The sequence below is a fragment of the Bacillus kexueae genome (assembly GCF_022809095.1).
GTDB classification, from domain to species: Bacteria; Bacillota; Bacilli; order Bacillales; family Aeribacillaceae; genus Bacillus_BZ; species Bacillus_BZ kexueae.
The window spans coordinates 35488-53102 of record NZ_JALAZE010000002.1 but is presented as its reverse complement, the minus strand read 5'-3'; the positions used below and the strand labels follow the sequence as shown (position 1 = coordinate 53102).

Annotated in this window: 19 protein-coding genes and 1 riboswitch; of the genes, 9 read left to right on the top strand and 10 right to left on the bottom strand. The window is 37.9% G+C overall.

Features of this window, described 5'->3' with window-relative positions; translation table 11 throughout:
• Window positions 1–113: 113 nt before the first annotated feature.
• From ML543_RS04590 to ML543_RS04575, 4 genes are all read right to left on the bottom strand, one after another.
• A complete protein-coding gene (locus tag ML543_RS04590; RefSeq protein WP_243385988.1) occupies window positions 114–1409 on the bottom strand; it encodes an ABC transporter permease in 1296 nt (431 codons plus the stop codon).
• Window positions 1399–2097 (bottom strand): ABC transporter ATP-binding protein, encoded by a 699-nt coding sequence (locus tag ML543_RS04585; protein WP_243385987.1) that lies wholly within the window; start codon window positions 2095–2097, stop codon window positions 1399–1401. Before ML543_RS04585 ends, ML543_RS04590 begins: the two co-directional genes overlap by 11 nt.
• A gap of 328 nt (window positions 2098–2425) precedes the next feature.
• A complete protein-coding gene (locus ML543_RS04580) occupies window positions 2426–2569 on the bottom strand; it encodes a glycogen biosynthesis protein GlgD (RefSeq protein ID WP_243385986.1) in 144 nt (47 codons plus the stop codon).
• A gap of 11 nt (window positions 2570–2580) precedes the next feature.
• Window positions 2581–2838 carry a YtzC family protein gene (locus ML543_RS04575; protein WP_243385985.1) on the bottom strand — a complete coding sequence of 86 codons (258 nt, stop codon included), beginning with the start codon at window positions 2836–2838 and terminating at the stop codon, window positions 2581–2583.
• Between the two features lie 372 nt (window positions 2839–3210).
• Between ML543_RS04575 and mnmL the strand changes: the two genes are divergently transcribed.
• On the top strand, window positions 3211–4176 hold the full coding sequence (mnmL, locus tag ML543_RS04570) for a tRNA modification radical SAM protein MnmL/YtqA (RefSeq protein WP_243385984.1): 966 nt from the start codon (window positions 3211–3213) through the stop codon (window positions 4174–4176).
• Entirely contained in the window at window positions 4173–4745 is a 573-nt protein-coding gene (gene mnmM / locus ML543_RS04565; protein ID WP_243385983.1) for a tRNA 5-(aminomethyl)-2-thiouridylate-methyltransferase MnmM, read from the top strand. The genes mnmL and mnmM overlap by 4 nt, the downstream gene beginning before the upstream one ends.
• A gap of 50 nt (window positions 4746–4795) precedes the next feature.
• On the opposite strand, the gene ML543_RS04560 is transcribed toward mnmM, so the two are convergent.
• Window positions 4796–5875, bottom strand: coding sequence for a tetraprenyl-beta-curcumene synthase family protein (locus tag ML543_RS04560; RefSeq protein ID WP_243385982.1), 1080 nt, complete (start codon window positions 5873–5875; stop codon window positions 4796–4798).
• Between the two features lie 15 nt (window positions 5876–5890).
• Window positions 5891–6676 carry an alpha/beta hydrolase gene (locus ML543_RS04555; RefSeq protein WP_243385981.1) on the bottom strand — a complete coding sequence of 262 codons (786 nt, stop codon included), beginning with the start codon at window positions 6674–6676 and terminating at the stop codon, window positions 5891–5893.
• Between the two features lie 195 nt (window positions 6677–6871).
• Here ML543_RS04555 and ML543_RS04550 point away from each other — a divergent pair, with 195 nt between their 5' ends.
• From ML543_RS04550 to ML543_RS04540, 3 genes are all read left to right on the top strand, one after another.
• Complete coding sequence (locus tag ML543_RS04550; RefSeq protein WP_243385980.1) at window positions 6872–7399, top strand: gamma carbonic anhydrase; 528 nt, start codon at window positions 6872–6874, stop codon at window positions 7397–7399.
• Between the two features lie 233 nt (window positions 7400–7632).
• Window positions 7633–8172 carry a phosphatase PAP2 family protein gene (locus ML543_RS04545; RefSeq protein ID WP_243385979.1) on the top strand — a complete coding sequence of 180 codons (540 nt, stop codon included), beginning with the start codon at window positions 7633–7635 and terminating at the stop codon, window positions 8170–8172.
• A 15-nt stretch (window positions 8173–8187) separates the two neighbouring features.
• Window positions 8188–9327, top strand: a complete 1140-nt coding sequence (locus ML543_RS04540; RefSeq protein WP_243385978.1) for a glycosyltransferase family 4 protein — start codon at window positions 8188–8190, stop codon at window positions 9325–9327.
• Between the two features lie 221 nt (window positions 9328–9548).
• Here ML543_RS04540 and ML543_RS16900 read toward each other — a convergent pair whose 3' ends face one another.
• Both ML543_RS16900 and metK read right to left on the bottom strand, forming a co-directional pair.
• Window positions 9549–9677 (bottom strand): hypothetical protein, encoded by a 129-nt coding sequence (locus ML543_RS16900; RefSeq protein ID WP_279326556.1) that lies wholly within the window; start codon window positions 9675–9677, stop codon window positions 9549–9551.
• Window positions 9661–10857: a methionine adenosyltransferase gene (gene metK, locus ML543_RS04535; protein ID WP_243385977.1), complete on the bottom strand. Its 1197-nt coding sequence runs from the start codon at window positions 10855–10857 to the stop codon at window positions 9661–9663. Before metK ends, ML543_RS16900 begins: the two co-directional genes overlap by 17 nt.
• Window positions 10858–11045: 188 nt before the next feature.
• Window positions 11046–11221, bottom strand: a riboswitch (SAM riboswitch).
• A 244-nt stretch (window positions 11222–11465) separates the two neighbouring features.
• Between metK and pckA the strand changes: the two genes are divergently transcribed.
• Together pckA and ML543_RS04525 are read left to right on the top strand one after the other, a co-directional pair.
• The gene (pckA, locus tag ML543_RS04530; protein ID WP_243385976.1) at window positions 11466–13061 is read left to right on the top strand and encodes a phosphoenolpyruvate carboxykinase (ATP); all 1596 of its coding nucleotides are present in this window, start codon (window positions 11466–11468) and stop codon (window positions 13059–13061) included.
• Window positions 13062–13277: 216 nt separating this feature from the next.
• Entirely contained in the window at window positions 13278–14471 is a 1194-nt protein-coding gene (locus ML543_RS04525; protein WP_243385975.1) for a dicarboxylate/amino acid:cation symporter, read from the top strand.
• A gap of 126 nt (window positions 14472–14597) precedes the next feature.
• Here the strand turns inward: ML543_RS04525 and ML543_RS04520 are convergent, their stop codons facing one another.
• Together ML543_RS04520 and ML543_RS04515 are read right to left on the bottom strand one after the other, a co-directional pair.
• Window positions 14598–14840: a DUF2584 domain-containing protein gene (locus ML543_RS04520; RefSeq protein WP_243385974.1), complete on the bottom strand. Its 243-nt coding sequence runs from the start codon at window positions 14838–14840 to the stop codon at window positions 14598–14600.
• A gap of 59 nt (window positions 14841–14899) precedes the next feature.
• The gene (locus ML543_RS04515; RefSeq protein WP_243385973.1) at window positions 14900–15709 is read right to left on the bottom strand and encodes an alpha/beta hydrolase family protein; all 810 of its coding nucleotides are present in this window, start codon (window positions 15707–15709) and stop codon (window positions 14900–14902) included.
• A 110-nt stretch (window positions 15710–15819) separates the two neighbouring features.
• Between ML543_RS04515 and ML543_RS04510 the strand changes: the two genes are divergently transcribed.
• Entirely contained in the window at window positions 15820–16815 is a 996-nt protein-coding gene (locus ML543_RS04510) for an ABC transporter substrate-binding protein (RefSeq protein ID WP_419095344.1), read from the top strand.
• Window positions 16816–16822: 7 nt separating this feature from the next.
• A complete protein-coding gene (locus ML543_RS04505) occupies window positions 16823–17602 on the top strand; it encodes an ABC transporter ATP-binding protein (protein WP_243385972.1) in 780 nt (259 codons plus the stop codon).
• Window positions 17603–17615: the final 13 nt, after the last annotated feature.

Below are 17615 nucleotides of genomic sequence, written 5' to 3'. Positions count from 1 at the left end.
TGAACTTAAACTTTCTGTAACAAAAAAAAGAACGAAAGCACACATAATGCATGCTTCCGCTTTCTATTCTTTTCATATTTTATTCTCTTGTAAAATGAAATTCAACTAATATGCTAGATTTCTTTTCGAAGTGCTGATAGTACCGAGATGTTTGTTGCCTTAATCGCTGGACGAAAACCTGAGATTATTGCGACACCAACACTAATAACAAAAGCAGTTACAACTAAACTTAACGGGATGTATGAAAACATAAATCCATCTGGTCCTTCTGTGTCTGCTATAGCGTTTAAAATGAGTGGGATCGCCCAATTACATAGTACACTAATTCCATAAGAAATAATCACCCCAAATACAGCTCCAATAATTCCAATCCATGCGCTCTCCATTAAAAAAATTTTTCGAATAACATTGGGTGGTGCCCCAATTGCTTTCATGATTCCGATATCTTGTGTACGTTCAGTTACAGCCATCGTCATTGTGTTGAAAATCCCAATCGACGCAATCAATACAGCTATCGTACCAACAAAAATTAATCCAATTTTAAAGATTAGGAAAAAAATATTCATTCCATCAAGTTGTTCAGTCACAGAATAAACAAAGTACCCTTCTTCCTTCAAAGTATCCAAAACAGGCTCTACGTTTTCCAAATTATCTACAAAAAGATTTACTTCTTTTGAAGTCACCTTTTCAATCTCATCTGTTGTCCCTTCCACTTGCATGGATTCCCAAACAGTTTCAAAGTATGCATCACTCACATAAAAACTTGTATCAATTGCCCATTCATTTGCTGGCTCGTCTAATACCCCTACAATCGAGAAAGGAATTGGCTCTTCACTCTCAAATGTCATATTGACCGTTTTTCCAACAAGCGAGCCTGTATAGCCTAAAGTTTGTGTAGAATCGTCGTTAGTACTATTCTCTAGCATTTCTCTTTCTTCTTTTGTTCGTAATTCGTTCGCAAAATGATAGCCTACGATGATTTCATTGTCTTTTTCAGGTAATCGTCCCTCACTTAATTCAATATCAGTTTTTCTCCACTCTGATATGTTAACAAAGGTTGAATGAACAGAGGACGTTCGATCTTCCATCGAAACATTGAGCATATCGGGGATGTATTTATATTCCACTAGCGCTTTCACGTGATTCATTTCTTTAAGATGTTCGTAATCGCTCTTTGTTAACTTTTGTTCAGTGCCATCCTCCTCTGTTTTTCCGAAGACCGAGATTTTCGTCACAATGTCTTGCTCTAGTACCTCTTCTGTAAGGCTTTTATGTAATCCAAAGCCAACAGAAGCCAATACAATTAAAAATGCACATCCAATCGTTGTCGCTAGCACTGTCATAAATACGCGAAGTCTGTTCCTTTTTAAATTTTGCTGGACAAATTTAACTTGATCTTTAAACTTCATAGATAAGCCCCCTTTCTTGTAATACGCCATCGTGAAGATATAGAACGCGATCACTTGATTGAGCAACTTCTTCATCATGGGTAATCATTAAAAACGTTATGTCCCGTTCTTTATTCAGTTCCTTCATTAGAGATAAAATTTCTTGTTCTGTTTCAGAATCAAGACTTCCCGTTGGTTCATCAGCTAAAATCACTTTTGGATTGGAAATAAGCGCTCTAGCAATACTGACACGTTGCTGTTGTCCTCCTGAAAGCTCAAAGGGATAATGGTCGGCATGCTTTTCTAATCCTACTCGTTTGAGCATTTTTAGTACATATTCCCTTCTGACCTTTTCCGCCATTCCCTTTAAGGTAAGCGGCAATTCAATATTTTCATAGGTCGTAAGACTCGAAATTAATTGGAAGTTTTGAAAGATAAACCCTAAATGCTCCATTCGAAAAGAAGCCCACTGTTTTTCATTAAAATTTGAGACGTTAACACCGTTAATATGTATTTCTCCTGAAGTCGGAGAAAGATATCCAGATATTAAGTGTAGTAAAGTGGATTTCCCCGATCCGCTCTTTCCAACGATTGTCGCAATTTCCCCTTTTTGTATACGAAAGCCAACCTTCCTTAGCACGTTTAGTTCATTTTCTTTTCCTTTTTTCCCAATTTTAAACGAATGCGACAAGTGCCTCACTTCAATCACTCTTTTTCCTCCTCCACATCATTGTATTAACTGTACTAAAATAAATAATACACTTAATACATTATTCTTATTTACTGTTTTTGTCAATATCCCTCTTTTATACTCTATTAAGATTGAAAAGACTGTCTACGTAAACATTCATTCAACGAAGGAAAAACCTTACAAATCAAGGGGAGCATACACTATCAGGATGCTTTTTTGTATACTCCCCGCAGGAGTTAAGTGTCCTCTGCTTCATTAAGGAGAGTATTTTTTTAGTACTAGATTCAACAATCTTTTAGAAAAGGGCAAAAAGAAAAGGCCTCTTAACGAAGCCTTTTCAATCCTTTTATTTTGTTTTCTGACCTTGTTCCAAATACTTTTTTTTCGCTGTTTTAACCGGATCATAATCTTGATTCAGTTCAACATCTTGATTATTAATACCATTCTTTGTTTTTTGCTCTGGATTGTTCTGCTTTGAACGTTTTTTCATGTTTCCCACCTCTAATGAATGATCATTTCATTTTGTAAAGATTGGAGTTTTAATCTTTCACGATAAAGCTGTTCTTTCTGCTGGTCGCTTGCACTTCTCTCCAACTGAGCAATATCTTGAAGTGATTGTTCTAACAATTGTTGAGCTTTCGTATATTCCGTCTCATTATAATGCTCTTGTTTGCTCGCTTCATTTAGTTGTTCTCTTGCAAAGGTCAAGACATCCTCACATTTTTTTATACACGATTCAATCGATTCTCTCGTTGCCAAATATACTCCTCCTTTACGTCTCAGTCTTTAGTTATTTTGTGAAATCGGAAGGAAAAATACTCCTCCGTCTATCTGGAAATATTTCGTTACATCACTATTAAGAAAAGCGCAAAGCGCAAGTCCTTAGGCGAAGGGAGCTGAAGGACCTGCGAGGAGGCTTCCGTCGCCACAGCAGGGCCGAAGCGACCCGAGTTGATGGCGCTTGGAGCTAGACACCAAAAAAACAGATAAGAGAATACTTTAACACTTTATTGAACGTAAACTTTCTGTAACAATAAAAAAGGTCTGATTCACATTGTTCGAAATTGAGTTGGTAAACGCATCATGATAAAATTTTAGGATGGTTAAAAATGAGAAGGAGGATTCTCCGAATTGAGACAAAACAATCCATTCCCATATTCCTTTGATCATAAACGTTATCATTCATGGAATTATCATTTAAAACAGACATTTGGCCATAAAGTTTTTAAAGTTTCGCTAGATGGGGGATTTGATTGTCCTAACAGAGATGGAACTGTGGCTTTTGGTGGATGTACATTTTGTAGCGCTGCTGGTTCTGGTGATTTTGCTGGTAACCGTGCCGATGATTTAGTAAAACAGTTTAATGACATAAGAGATAAAATGCACCGTAAATGGAAAGACGGTAAATATATGGCTTATTTCCAAGCATTCACTAATACCCATGCTCCAATAGACGTTTTAAAAGAGAAATACGAAACCGTCTTAAACTTAGATGGGGTCGTTGGCCTTTCCATCGCTACAAGACCTGATTGCCTTCCCGATGATGTCGTGGAATATTTAGCTGAATTAAATGAGCGCACTTACCTTTGGGTAGAGCTCGGTTTACAAACTGTACATGAAAAGACAGCAACCATCATTAACCGTGCTCACGATTACGAATGTTATTTAAAAGGCGTCGAAAAACTGCGCAAGCACAAAATACGTGTTTGCTCTCATATTATTAACGGATTACCTCTTGAAACGTACGACATGATGATGGAAACTGCAAAAGAAGTAGCAAAGCTAGACGTACAAGGAATTAAAATTCACTTATTACACCTTTTAAAGGGAACCCCTATGGTGAAACAATACGAAAAAGGAATGCTCGAATTTTTATCATTGGATGAGTACGTTCAGTTAGTTTGTGATCAACTTGAAGTTCTTCCACAAGAAATGATTGTCCACAGAATTACTGGAGATGGTCCAATCGATTTAATGATTGGACCAATGTGGAGTGTAAACAAGTGGAGCGTCTTAAACGCCATTGACGATGAGCTTAAAAGGAGAAATAGCTACCAAGGAAAAAACTATAAAGATGAGAGAGTGAAGTGGACATGAAGCTTAAACGAGTCTTACCTTTTGCAAAAGAATTATTAAAAACCGCTGCAAAACCTGGTGATATTGTCATTGATGCAACCATCGGTAATGGGCATGACACTGTGTATTTAGCTGAAATCGTCGGGCCTACCGGACATGTATTCGGATATGATATACAAGCAGAGGCCATAACGAATACAACCCAATTATTAAAAGAAAATGGGGTAGAAAATCAGGTAACCTTGTTCCATAAAAGTCATAGTCAAATCGGTGAGACGATTCCTTCCCATTATCATGGGCAAATTGCAGGTGCAATGTTTAATTTAGGATATTTACCGGGTGGAAATAAAGAAATTGTGACAAAAGCTGAATCAACAATTACAGCAATTGAACAACTCTTAACTATATTGAAACGTGAAGGTGTCATGGTACTAGTCATTTATCACGGTCATGATGAAGGAAAAAAAGAACGTGATGCCATCTTAAACTATGTGAAAACGTTAGACCAAAAAAAGGCACACGTCCTCCAATATCAATTTTTAAATCAAAAGAATGATCCTCCTTTTATTATCGCAATTGAAAAAAGATAATAAATGGTTAAGTGAAGGGTGTTCCCACTCTTTAAACACCCTTCTACTCCTTATGATGATTTCATCCAAAGTTTTTGGAATTTCCGATAGGCTCGTCCGTTAAAATAAAAAAATACCGATGTTGTACCACCCATTTTCACTAATTTTTTTGCCCACTTTGTCAATTCTTTTTGTGTATGTACTTTTTCATCTGACAAATACACTCCAATTAATCCTCGATTAATTAAACGATGAAACCTTTCATTCGGCAGCCCTTCTAAATGACGATCTGCTTCCTGTATGAAGTGCTCCATCCTCTCCATCATTTTCTGTTCATTATCATAATAGGTACAGAAGTTTAAATCTCCCTCTAGCTCATCTTCTTTTTGGTCAATTAAATAATCAAGTAGAATATGTAAGCCTTGTACATATGGAAAATACCCATTCCGAATTTTTCGCGCCATCTCAACTGTAAAAGCTTGATTAAAGGCATAAGAAACGAGGCAAAAAATTCCTAATGTAGATCCTGTACAAGCAGAAAACTCATACCATTCCATGTTCGGTACGTGCTTTTTTTGACTATCAAACCACTTTTTTAAACGAGGCACTCGCTCTTCTTCCTGTACATGTTTATGCACTTGTAAATCACAGTAAAATTGACATAGCTCTAATAAATAGTTGTTAATTAGCGAGTAGTGGGCCAATTCCTTTAACACACCTTGGCACGTTTTCACCAATTCATGTAAATACCCTCCATCATTTTGATCGTCTCGGTACTGATAATAAGAACGGACCGGAGCATCAACGGTCAGTGCATCTAACATCGCTTGGTGTAACATTCTGAAATCTTTAGGATCTAATGAGGTGCTTCGATCGCACAAGTTATCTAAATAATCGCTTATCGTTTGATAGGCAACGATAAAATCGACACAGCGGTTCATCTCATGTCCTGACAAGAGAGCAATGATCCCTCCACCTTCACAATGGAAGGATTTCGTTTCAATACTATGTAAAGCTTGTTTCCTAAGCTCCTTGCTAGGAATTTTCTCTGCTTTTTCCTTCCAAACCGCTAATTTCTCATGAACAACTGGTAGAACATCACGATATACTTTTCGCATTAATAACACAGGATGTTCCGGAATTTTAAACATTTTTTCACCTCACGATCAACTTTCTTCAATATGAGCATCTATAAAACGTCGAGCAGTTTCAAACACGTTGTCTCGTTCTGGTTCATTAAAAATTTCATGATATAGTCCGTCCCATTCTTTAAATGACTTTTCACGGATTTGAAGTTGGTCGAACCACTTTCTCACATAAATCTTATCAACAATTAAATCCTCTCCGCCTTGCATAACAAGAGTAGGAATGTTCGGATATTTTTTAATTTGAAAAAATGCTTGCTCCACCGCTTTCATCAGCTCTCGATACCACCTTACCGAAACCTTTGTTACGTATAGGGTGTCATTTTCATCCATGTCTTGAACTTCTTTATTCCGAGTGGCAATTTTGACACTGAGCCCTGAATCAAAACGAATAGACGGCATGACAACATTCAATCCTTTTGACAGGATATCCATCGCTTTATTAGGCTTCTTTACTAATCCTAAGCAAGGTGATGAGAGAATTACCCCTCGAACATCCAGTTCTTTTTCCTCCAATGCACGTATGGAAATTAGTCCTCCCATACTATGCCCGAGTAAAAAAATGGGGAGATTAAAAGTTTTCGCTTCACGTATCCACTCTTCTACTTCTTCGATATATTCATCAAATGACAAAATATGACCTCTTCTTCTTGTCGTAGTCCCTTGACCTGGCAAGTCTCCCATAATTACGTGGTAACCTTCTAACCTCCACATTTCAATCAACCATTTATATCTTCCATGATGCTCTGCAGCACCATGAATCATGACGACAACCCCTTTTGCATTATCCGCTGTCCATTTCCACATATTCCCTCAACCCCTTTTCTGCCCCCATGTCCCTTATGTATAATAAAAATAGGTGACCTTCGTATCCTTTGTTATCACACCTATGTAAAGGAGCATAAACCGTCATTTGAATCCCTAGCTCCTTAAATTAAGTATACTCTTAAGTTTATTTCATGAATGTAAAAATTTGCATTTTTAATTGAAAGGACGATAACGATGATTTATCCGTATAAAGATAAGATACCAACGATCGCAGAGAGTACGTTTATTGCTGATTATGTCACAATTTCTGGAGATGTAAAAATAGGTGAATATTGTAGCATCTGGTATAACACGGTCATTCGCGGTGATGTCGCTCCAACGATTATCGGGAACCGCGTTAACATACAAGATCAATGTTGCTTACATCAAAGTCCAAATCGACCTCTTATTATTGAAGATGACGTTACTGTCGGTCATCAAGTTTTACTCCATAGCTCCATTATACGGAAAAATGCTCTAATCGGCATGGGATCCATAATTCTTGATGGAGCTGAAATAGGAGAAGGTGCATTTATAGGAGCGGGAAGTCTTGTTCCTCCCGGTAAAAAAATACCACCGAATAGCCTTGCATTTGGAAGGCCTGCACAAGTTATTCGCTCTCTAACAGAGGAAGACATTAAAGATATGGAACGAATTCGAAGAGAGTATGTTGAGAAAGGCCAATATTATAAGCAACAGAAGCCTATAATGCCAAATAAATAGGCTTATGCCATATGATTTCCACTAATAACGAACAATTAATACAGATTCAGTCAATGAATAAAACGAATCAATAGACGTAAATATCAAATAAGATTAGACATAGCCTTATTTTTCACCTGTTCGCTTTAAACATTCCTAAACTTTTTTGCACAATTTTTACAAAACATTATTATTGGCTAAATGTTTCTTCTTTAGAATGAAAGATAAATATAGAAGAAAAAGGAGTTAACAAAATGAGCAGGTTAATGGCTAGCATGTATGATTTTGAATGTAAGCTATTTCGCTATGTTAATCGTTATTTCGAAAAGAGATTTCTTAATTTTTATTTCCGTCATATCACTCATTTAGGCGGTGCTACGTTTACCATTTTATTCTCTTCACTAATGATGATATTATTACCACATCCAATTAAAATGGTTGCGTTTTCTAGCGGTGCCGCTCTTTTATTCAGTCATATCCCCGTAGCCATCATGAAAAAAATTTATCCTCGTAAACGACCTTATATTGCATTAAATGAAGCAAAAGTGTTAGAAAATCCGCTAAAAGATCACTCTTTTCCTTCGGGACACACAACAGCAATCTTTTCTGTCTTGGTTCCTTACATTTTATTTATACCAGAGTTGTCCATTTTCATTCTACCTGTTGCCTTCAGTGTCGCTCTATCACGGATTTACTTAGGGCTCCACTACCCTTCCGATGTGCTTGTTGGGATGTTTCTCGGTAGCGTTTCTGGAATTTTATGTTACTCATCAATCACACTAAACTTTTTTTAAGTTAGGAGGGTTAACATGAAGGTTGCAATTTTTACGGACACCTTTTATCCAGATGTCAATGGTGTCGCTAAAACGTTAAAGCGATTCACAGACCATTTAGAGAAGCGCGGACACGGATTCAGAGTGTTTGCTCCAGAAAGCACAAATGACCATTTATTCTCAAATCATATACATCGTTTTTCGAGCTTACCATTCTTTTTATACCCTGAGTGTCGACTAGCATTTCCGAATATGCTCCATGTTAAAAGTGAACTTATTCGTTTTCAGCCGGATCTTATCCATATCGCCACCCCGTTTAATGTCGGGCTTTGTGGATTGCACTATGCTAAAAAATTGAACATTCCCATCGTAGGGTCTTACCATACAGATTTTGATCAATACTTAGAGTATTATGATTTACAGATTTTTTCTAAGTTATTATGGAAATACATGCATTGGTTTCATCGCCCTTTTGAAAAAATATTTGTCCCATCCCATTTTACGAAAGAACAGCTTGTTCATCTCGGCTTTCGAAATTTGCACATTTGGGGCCGTGGTGTTGATTGCCAGCTATTCCACCCTAATTATGATAAATGGGAAATTCGAAAAAAATACAACATTAAAGAGAAATATATTTTATCGTATGTAGGGCGAATCGCTCCAGAAAAAGATCTTCAAACATTAATATCCATTATGAATCAATTACCCGAATATTTAGCGAACCAAATTCATTGGCTAATTGTCGGAGAAGGCCCTTCATTAGAAGAAATGAAAGAAAAAGCACCTATAAATTCAACATTTACAGGCTATCTACGTGGCGAAGAACTAGCGAAAGTGTATTCAACTTCAGATGTATTTATCTTTCCATCGCCAACAGAAACTTTTGGAAATGTTGTATTAGAAGCTTTAGCATCAGGAACTCCAGCTGTTGGTGCCAATTCAGGGGGCGTAAAAAACATTATTCAACACGGTCTGACAGGTCGTTTATGTGAACCGAAAAACTCTGAAGAATTTGTGTCAGAAATAACCTATTTAATAACGAACGACTCGATACGCATTGAAATGGGACATGAAGCGCGCTCTTATGCATTGTATCAAACATGGGATTCGATTTTGGATAATCTCATCAAAGAATATGAAGAAGTACTTTCATATAAAAAAATTCAATATGCTTAATTCTGTGCACTTATTCTTTATTTTCTTAACCTATCTCTCGTCATGAAATAAAGTTATGTAGAGACGTTCATAAAATCTCCGTAAGAAAAGCGCAAAGCGCAAGTCCTTAGGCGAAGGGCGCTGGAGGACCTGCGAAGAGGCTTCCGTCGCCACAGCAGGGCCGAAGCGACCCGAGCTGATGGCGCCTAGCTAGACACCAAAAAAACGGTAAAGAGAATACTTTAACACGTTATTGAACTTAAACTTTCTGTAACAATAAAGAAAGCAGATGAGGAATACATTGATTCCCCATCTGCTTTTATTGCTTTAAAGTCTTCATCTACTACTTGCTTATTATAGCGCTTGCTCACGTAATGCGTCCGCTTTGTCTGTACGCTCCCATGGAAGATCAAGATCGTTACGTCCAAAGTGACCATAAGCAGCAGTCTTTTTATAAATAGGACGACGTAGGTCAAGCATTTTAATAATTCCTGCTGGTCGAAGATCAAAGTTTTTACGTACAACGTCCACAAGAACATCTTCAGATACTTTTCCAGTTCCAAACGTATCAATGGAGATAGACACAGGTTGTGCTACGCCGATTGCATATGCAAGTTGTACTTCACACTTTTCAGCAAGACCAGCCGCCACAATATTTTTCGCTACGTAACGAGCAGCATAAGCAGCTGAACGGTCAACTTTTGTTGGATCCTTACCAGAGAATGCTCCTCCACCGTGACGAGCATATCCACCGTACGTATCTACAATAATTTTACGGCCCGTTAACCCAGCGTCTCCTTGAGGACCACCGATAACGAAACGTCCTGTTGGGTTAATAAAGTATTTAGTGTTTTCGTCAATTAACTCCTTCGGAACTACAGGGTCAATGACATGCTCTTTAATGTTGCGAGTAATTTGCTCTAACGTAATTTCCGGATGATGTTGTGTCGATACAACAATCGTATCAATGCGTACAGGTTTGTCGTTTTCATCGTATTCCACTGTTACTTGCGTCTTTCCATCCGGACGTAAGTAAGGGAGAATCTCCTCTTTGCGAACTTCTGTTAAACGACGAGAAATTTTGTGTGCTAAAGAAATTGGTAAAGGCATTAATTCCTTCGTTTCGTTACAAGCATAACCAAACATTAACCCTTGGTCACCTGCACCAATAGCTTCAATCTCTTCGTCAGTCATTTGACCTTCACGAGCTTCAAGAGCTTTATCAACTCCCATCGCAATATCAGGAGACTGCTCATCAATTGAAGTTAGGACAGCACAAGTTTCAGCATCAAAGCCATATTTCGCACGAGTATAGCCAATTTCCTTAACTGTTTCACGAACAATTTTTGGAATATCAACGTACGTGCTTGTTGTAATCTCACCACTTACTAACACTAATCCTGTTGTAACAGATGTTTCACACGCAACACGTGCATTTGGATCTTTTTCTAAAATGGCGTCTAAAATGGAATCAGAAATCTGGTCACAAATTTTATCAGGATGACCTTCTGTTACTGATTCTGACGTAAAAAGACGGCGCTTATTCGTCATGAACATTTCCTCCTCAAATAGAATCTACAGTTGATGGGCTTTCCACCATGAAATTGAGACGGAACTCGTTTCCCTTCTAGTCAATAGTGTTTGCTTATATGTGCTTTTTTACTATATATAAGCCTATTGCAAAGAAAAAACCTTTCCTTATCAGAGGAAAGGTTTTGAATGTCGTACATCGCCTTTCACTCTTATCGATCAAGGACATTTCATACCTTGCTTCAGGTTAGCACCGTTGCTCAAAAGGTCCGCACGTCGGAACGTCATTGATTGTACACAATGAATGTTTTAAATGCGGCTTCTTTTTAAAGAGCCGGTTGCTGGGTTTCCTCGGGCCTGTCCCTCCACCAACTCGGGATAAGAGTATCCGTTCAAGCAACTATCTTACATGAATAAAAAGCATGTTGTCAATAAGAATTGGTGAGAATCATCATATTCCACCATAAAAATAAGAAAAATGCTTAAACTAAACAAAGACAACCTATTTTTTCACAAATGACGAACAAAAAAACACTAAATAGTATAGACTATTTTTATAAATGTGTTATACTATTTTTGAACAAACGTTGAATAAGCAGATTAATAAACAAAAAAGGATGGTATGAAGAATGAATAAAGTGGATGTTTCCAATGAGTTAACTCATTTAGTAAATGGAACAAATACTTACCATAATTTATCAGTCCCTCAATTAGTGGAAAAAGTTTTAGAACGAAAAGAGGGAGTGTTGACTGCTTCGGGAGCTGTCCGTGCTACAACTGGAAAATATACGGGACGTTCACCGAAAGATAAATTTATCGTTGAAGAAGCTTCTATTAAAGACAAAATTGACTGGGGTACCGTAAACCAACCAATTTCAGAAGAAGTTTTCGAAAAGCTTTATGTCAAAGTGATTGAACATTTAAAGAAAAAAAATGAAATTTTCGTATTTAAAGGGTTTGCTGGTGCTGACGTTCGATATCGTCTACCTATCCAAGTTGTAAATGAGTTCGCTTGGCACAATTTATTCGCACATCAATTATTCATTCGACCTGAAACAGATAACGACTTAGAAAACTATGACACAAAAGAAGCGTTCACAATTGTATCCGCACCTACCTTTAAAGCTGATCCATCTGTTGATGGAACGAACTCTGAAGCCTTTATTATGCTTTCATTTGAAAAGCGTATTGTTTTAATCGGTGGAACGGAATATGCCGGTGAAATGAAGAAATCGATTTTCTCTGTCATGAACTTCTTACTTCCTGAAAACAACATCTTATCTATGCATTGCTCGGCAAACGTAGGACAAGAAGGAGATGTCGCTTTATTCTTCGGTTTATCGGGAACAGGTAAAACCACCTTATCTGCTGACCCTAAACGTCGTCTAATCGGTGATGATGAGCATGGCTGGTCTAATTCTGGTGTCTTTAATATTGAAGGTGGATGCTATGCAAAATGTATCGGTTTATCACGCGAAAAAGAGCCGCAAATTTTTGACGCTATTCGATTCGGTTCAGTTTTAGAAAATGTTGTTCTTGACGATGAAAGTCGTGTACCTGATTATGATAACGCATTCTTTACTGAAAATACACGTGCAGCTTACCCAATTGAGGCAATTGATAATATTGTAAAGCCTAGCTTAGCAGGTCATCCTAATACAATTATTTTCTTAACAGCTGATGCTTTCGGAGTCTTACCTCCAATTAGTAAATTAACGAAAGAGCAAGCGATGTACCATTTCTTAAGCGGTTACACAAGTAAGCTTGCCGGAACAGAGCGTGGTATTACATCACCTCAAACAACGTTCTCAACATGCTTTGGATCACCGTTTTTACCATTACAAGCTACTCGCTATGCTGAGATGCTAGGTCAGAAAATTGACGAACATAATGTCCAGGTCTTCCTTGTAAACACAGGATGGACAGGTGGAGAGTATGGTGTTGGATCACGAATGAAGCTTAGCTACACTAGAGCGATGGTGCAAGCAGCCCTTGAAGGGGAACTTGAGAACGTAGAAACAATTCAAGACAATGTATTCGGACTACACATCCCATTACAAGTTCCTGGTGTACCAGATGAAGTACTTCAACCCGTTAAAACGTGGGACAACGAAGACGCTTACTATAAAAAAGCAAAAGAACTGGCAGAAGCTTTTAAAGACAACTTCAAAAAGTTCTCAAATGTATCTGAGGCCATTGTTAAGCAGGGAGGACCAATCGTCTAAAACCCCGTCAAAGCACTACTATAAGTATCCGAGATCAGCTGGTCAAGGGACCAGCTGTTTCTTATCTATTTACTTAAATTTTTAGTTTTGAAATATAGTATTCAGAATAATTAAACTTTAATGTTTCCGGTTCACTTCTCGTCTTATTTATGATAATTTAGTAGTCATAAATTCACGTTAAGTGAACAAATGTTTATTCTAGGAGGACAGGATACGATGCGCAAAATAGGATTGTTACCAAGAATTATTTTAGCGATTGTTCTTGGGGTAGTAGTGGGAAGCATCGCTCCAAAAATTCTCATAGAGGTATTCTCTACATTCAATGGAATTTTTGGAAACTTTTTAAAATTTGCTATCCCACTTATTATTCTAGGCTTTATCGCTCCAGGAATTGCAGAGATGGGAAAAGGCGCCGGAAAAATGTTAGGAATTACTACAGGTGTTGCGTACTCTTCAACGATTGTTGCAGGCTTACTAGCATTTTTTGCAGGTACAGCACTTCTTCCTAGCTTCATTCAAGGGAAGTCGTTAACTGAAATGGAGAACCCTGAAGAATTTCTTCTTGAGCCGCTATTTGTAATAGAAATGACACCGGTTATGGGTGTTATGACTGCTTTATTACTCTCATTTACTCTAGGAATTGGAATGACGGCTATTAAGGGAGATACACTTCAGCAAGCTTTTATTAATTTCAGAGACATCATCGAGAAATTAATCGCAAAAATTATTATTCCTCTATTACCGGTTCACATTTTTGGTATTTTCGCAAACATGACTTACGGTGGACAAGTTGCATTTATTTTATCTGTTTTTGCAAAAGTTTTCGCACTTATTATCGTTTTACACATTGTCATGTTGCTTATTCAATACACGGCTAGTGGAGCGATTGCAGGAAAAAACCCAATAACGCTTATCAAAACGATGCTCCCTGCATATTTCACTGCATTAGGTACTCAATCATCTGCAGCTACCATTCCGGTGACATTACGTCAAGTACGCCAATTAGGTGTGAAAGAAAAAGTAGCAGACTTTTCGGTTCCATTACTTGCTACCATCCACCTTTCCGGGAGTACAATCACGCTCATTAGCTGCGCAATGGGAGTAATGCTTCTAAATGGACACACTCCTACATTAGGAGAAATAATGCCATTTATTTTAATGCTCGGTATCACAATGGTTGCAGCACCTGGTGTTCCAGGTGGAGCGGTAATGGCTGCATTAGGGTTACTTGATTCCATGCTCGGCTTTAACGAAACGATGCTAACGTTAATGATCGCGCTTTACCTAGCACAAGACAGCTTCGGTACTGCGACAAATGTAACTGGAGATGGAGCGTTAACAGTAATTGTGAACAAACTTTCTAAAGGGCGTAACAAAACAAACACAACAGATGCTTCCGTTGCATCCTAATTCGACATCGAACGGAAAATGGCTTTCAAAACGATTAGCGGCTTTTCCCTATATTAGGGAAAAGCCGCCTCTTTTTTATGATATTGATTTTTACTTTACCGAAAATCGTTCGTTTTTCACTTCGTATTAATTCGTTGAGTTTAACGATATAAGCATATATGTAACGACCGTCTTCTCATTCTCTAATTCAACTTTTTGTATGACTCCTGTGCCGATTGGGTCACTTTCCTTCGTTTTCCGAACTTCGACTGGAATATCCAGTGGATATAAGCGATACCCCTTTTTCACTACTTGAAAGGTATTATCTTGAATTCGCATTTCTTTCCCTTTTGTAATAATCATTGTATTCAGTTCTAGTGGCATTCCCATTTTATCTTCAGCCCCTTCATTTACTATATTACTTGTTGTTATCATACCATGTCTTATTTTTATAAGGTAGTAGTAGTCCCATCGATGTTTTGTTCTTTCATCCAAGAACAAAGATAACGGACCATCTGTTGATTGACCATTGGTGGAAAATAGTGATCAAATTCTTCAAAGTATATAACCTCAATCTGCTTGTTCAATTCTTTCATTTTATTTTCTAATCGATAAGCATGTTCAATCGACACATTCTTATCTTTTGCACCGTGAATGATTAATATCGGACAAAGAACTTTGTCTATTTCATATAACGGTGTTCGCCACCTATACCGCTCAGGGAATTTCGTAGGTGTCCCTCCAATCACTCGTTTCATCATCCGACGCAAATCTTTTCTCTCTTCATACGTTAAGATCATATCGGATACTCCTCCCCATGTGACAACGGAACATATAGAAGGGTCATGAATGGCTGTTAAAAGAGCCATAACACCCCCACGTGAAAAACCAAACACATGTATTCGATTTGATTGTACATTTGGAAGGTTTCTCAACAAGTTAAGGGCAGAAAATGCATCTTCACGATCTTCCCCACCAAAATCCTCATTCCCTTCTCCCCCCTGATTTCCTCTATAAAAGGGTGCCATGACAACAAATCCTTGAGAGGCAAATTGAACGATACGACTCGGTCTTACCATTCCAACATTTTTAATTCCTCCCCTTAAATAAAGAAACCCTTCATAACAGCCTCGTTGAATAGGTTCTGCTAGTAACCCTTTAACCTTTAAGCCGCCGGACCAATACGTAACGATAAATAATCGAATGGCTGGATGAGGAGATGGGTACGGTTGCTTAGCAATGACCTCACCATTTTTCATAACGATTCCCCCAACAAAAATTCTTATAGGCATTCACACATAGTTTTCCCATAACATACTGTAACGTATGAATCGAACTTTCAACAAGCATGTATAAGGAGGACGCTCACATGAAAAAGTGGACTTTTGCACTTTTTCTCACTTGTATGTTGACCCTTTCGACCTTTGGATGTCAACTTAATAACCATCAAAATGTAGAGACCATCCGACTGGCAGAAGTAACACATTCCGTATTTTATGCACCTTTATATGTAGCCATAGAAAAAGGATATTTTGAAGAGGAAGGCATCAATCTAGAACTAACCACTACTTGGGGTGGCGATAAAACAATGACGACACTTTTATCAGGAGGAGCAGACATTGCATTAATTGGTTCAGAGACAACAATATACGTACACGCTCAAGGAGCAGCAGATCCTATCATAAATTTTGCTCAACTAACCCAAACAGATGGTACGTTTTTAGTATCTCGAACACCTATTGATAACTTCGAATGGGATATGCTGAAAGAATCTACCTTCTTAGGGCAACGAAAAGGCGGGATGCCACAAATGGTAGGAGAATTTGTACTAAAGAAACATCATATAAATCCACAGCAAGACTTGCAATTAATTCAAAACATAGATTTTGCTAATATTGCTAACTCGTTTGCATCTGGAACTGGAGATTTCGTTCAATTATTTGAACCTACAGCAAGTGTTTTTGAGCAAGAAGGCAAAGGGTACATTGTCGCATCTTTTGGAACTGAATCTGGAAGTGTCCCATACACTACGTTTATGGCAAAGAAAAGTTATTTAAACGAACATCCTGAACTAGCCCAAAAATTCACAAATGCTATTTACAAAGCACAACAATGGGTCGAATCTCATTCACCTAGAGAAATCGCGGACATGGTCGCACCCCAATTCGACGACACTTCAATCGAATTACTCGAAACGGTCATAGAAAGATACCAATCACAAGACTCCTTCGCAACTGACCCTATTCTCGATAAAAAAGAATGGAAAAACTTACAACTAATAATGGATGAAGCTGGCGAACTCCCTTTTCATATAGATTATTCAGAATTAGTTGATCCGTCCTTTGCGAAACAAGCTATTCAATAAGGAGACAATGATGATGTCACCATTATTATCCATTAAGGAAATAAGTCATGTGTACTTTACGAAAGAATCGATTTTCCATGCTCTTCAAGACGTTTCATTTTCAGTAAAGGAAGGCGAGTTTGTCTCAATCCTCGGTCCAAGTGGATGTGGAAAGACTACTCTTCTTTCCATTATTTCCGGCCTTGTCACTCCTACACAAGGAACAGTCTTGATAAATGAGAGCGAAGTTTGTTCTAAACATTCATCAATCGGCTATATGCTTCAGCAAGATTATTTGTTTCCGTGGAAAACGATTAAACAAAATGTATTGCTCGGATTAAACATCTTACATGATAAAAGGAAGGAATCTATTAATAACGCACTAAATTTACTTAATGAGATGGGATTATCCAAAGTAGAAGATGCGTATCCGAGACAATTATCTGGCGGCATGAGACAGCGAGCTGCTCTCGCTCGTACTCTCGCCACAAACCCGAGTGTCCTGTTGTTAGACGAACCCTTTTCAGCACTCGATTACCAAACAAAGTTGAAACTAGAAAATCTCGTGGTAAAAACATTAAAAGAGTACGATAAAACAGCCATTTTAGTTACGCATGATATTGAAGAATCAATCGCCATGAGCGACCGCATTATTTTATTATCAAAGCAACCAGGAAGAATCGCTAAAAACTTTACTGTACCACAAGAGCTTAAAACCCTCACACCATTTCAAGCCAGACGGCATCCACTTTTCCCCTCTCTTTTTCATTCTATATGGAAGGAGTTAGAGGCTCTTGAATCAGTATGAACATGAGAAACTG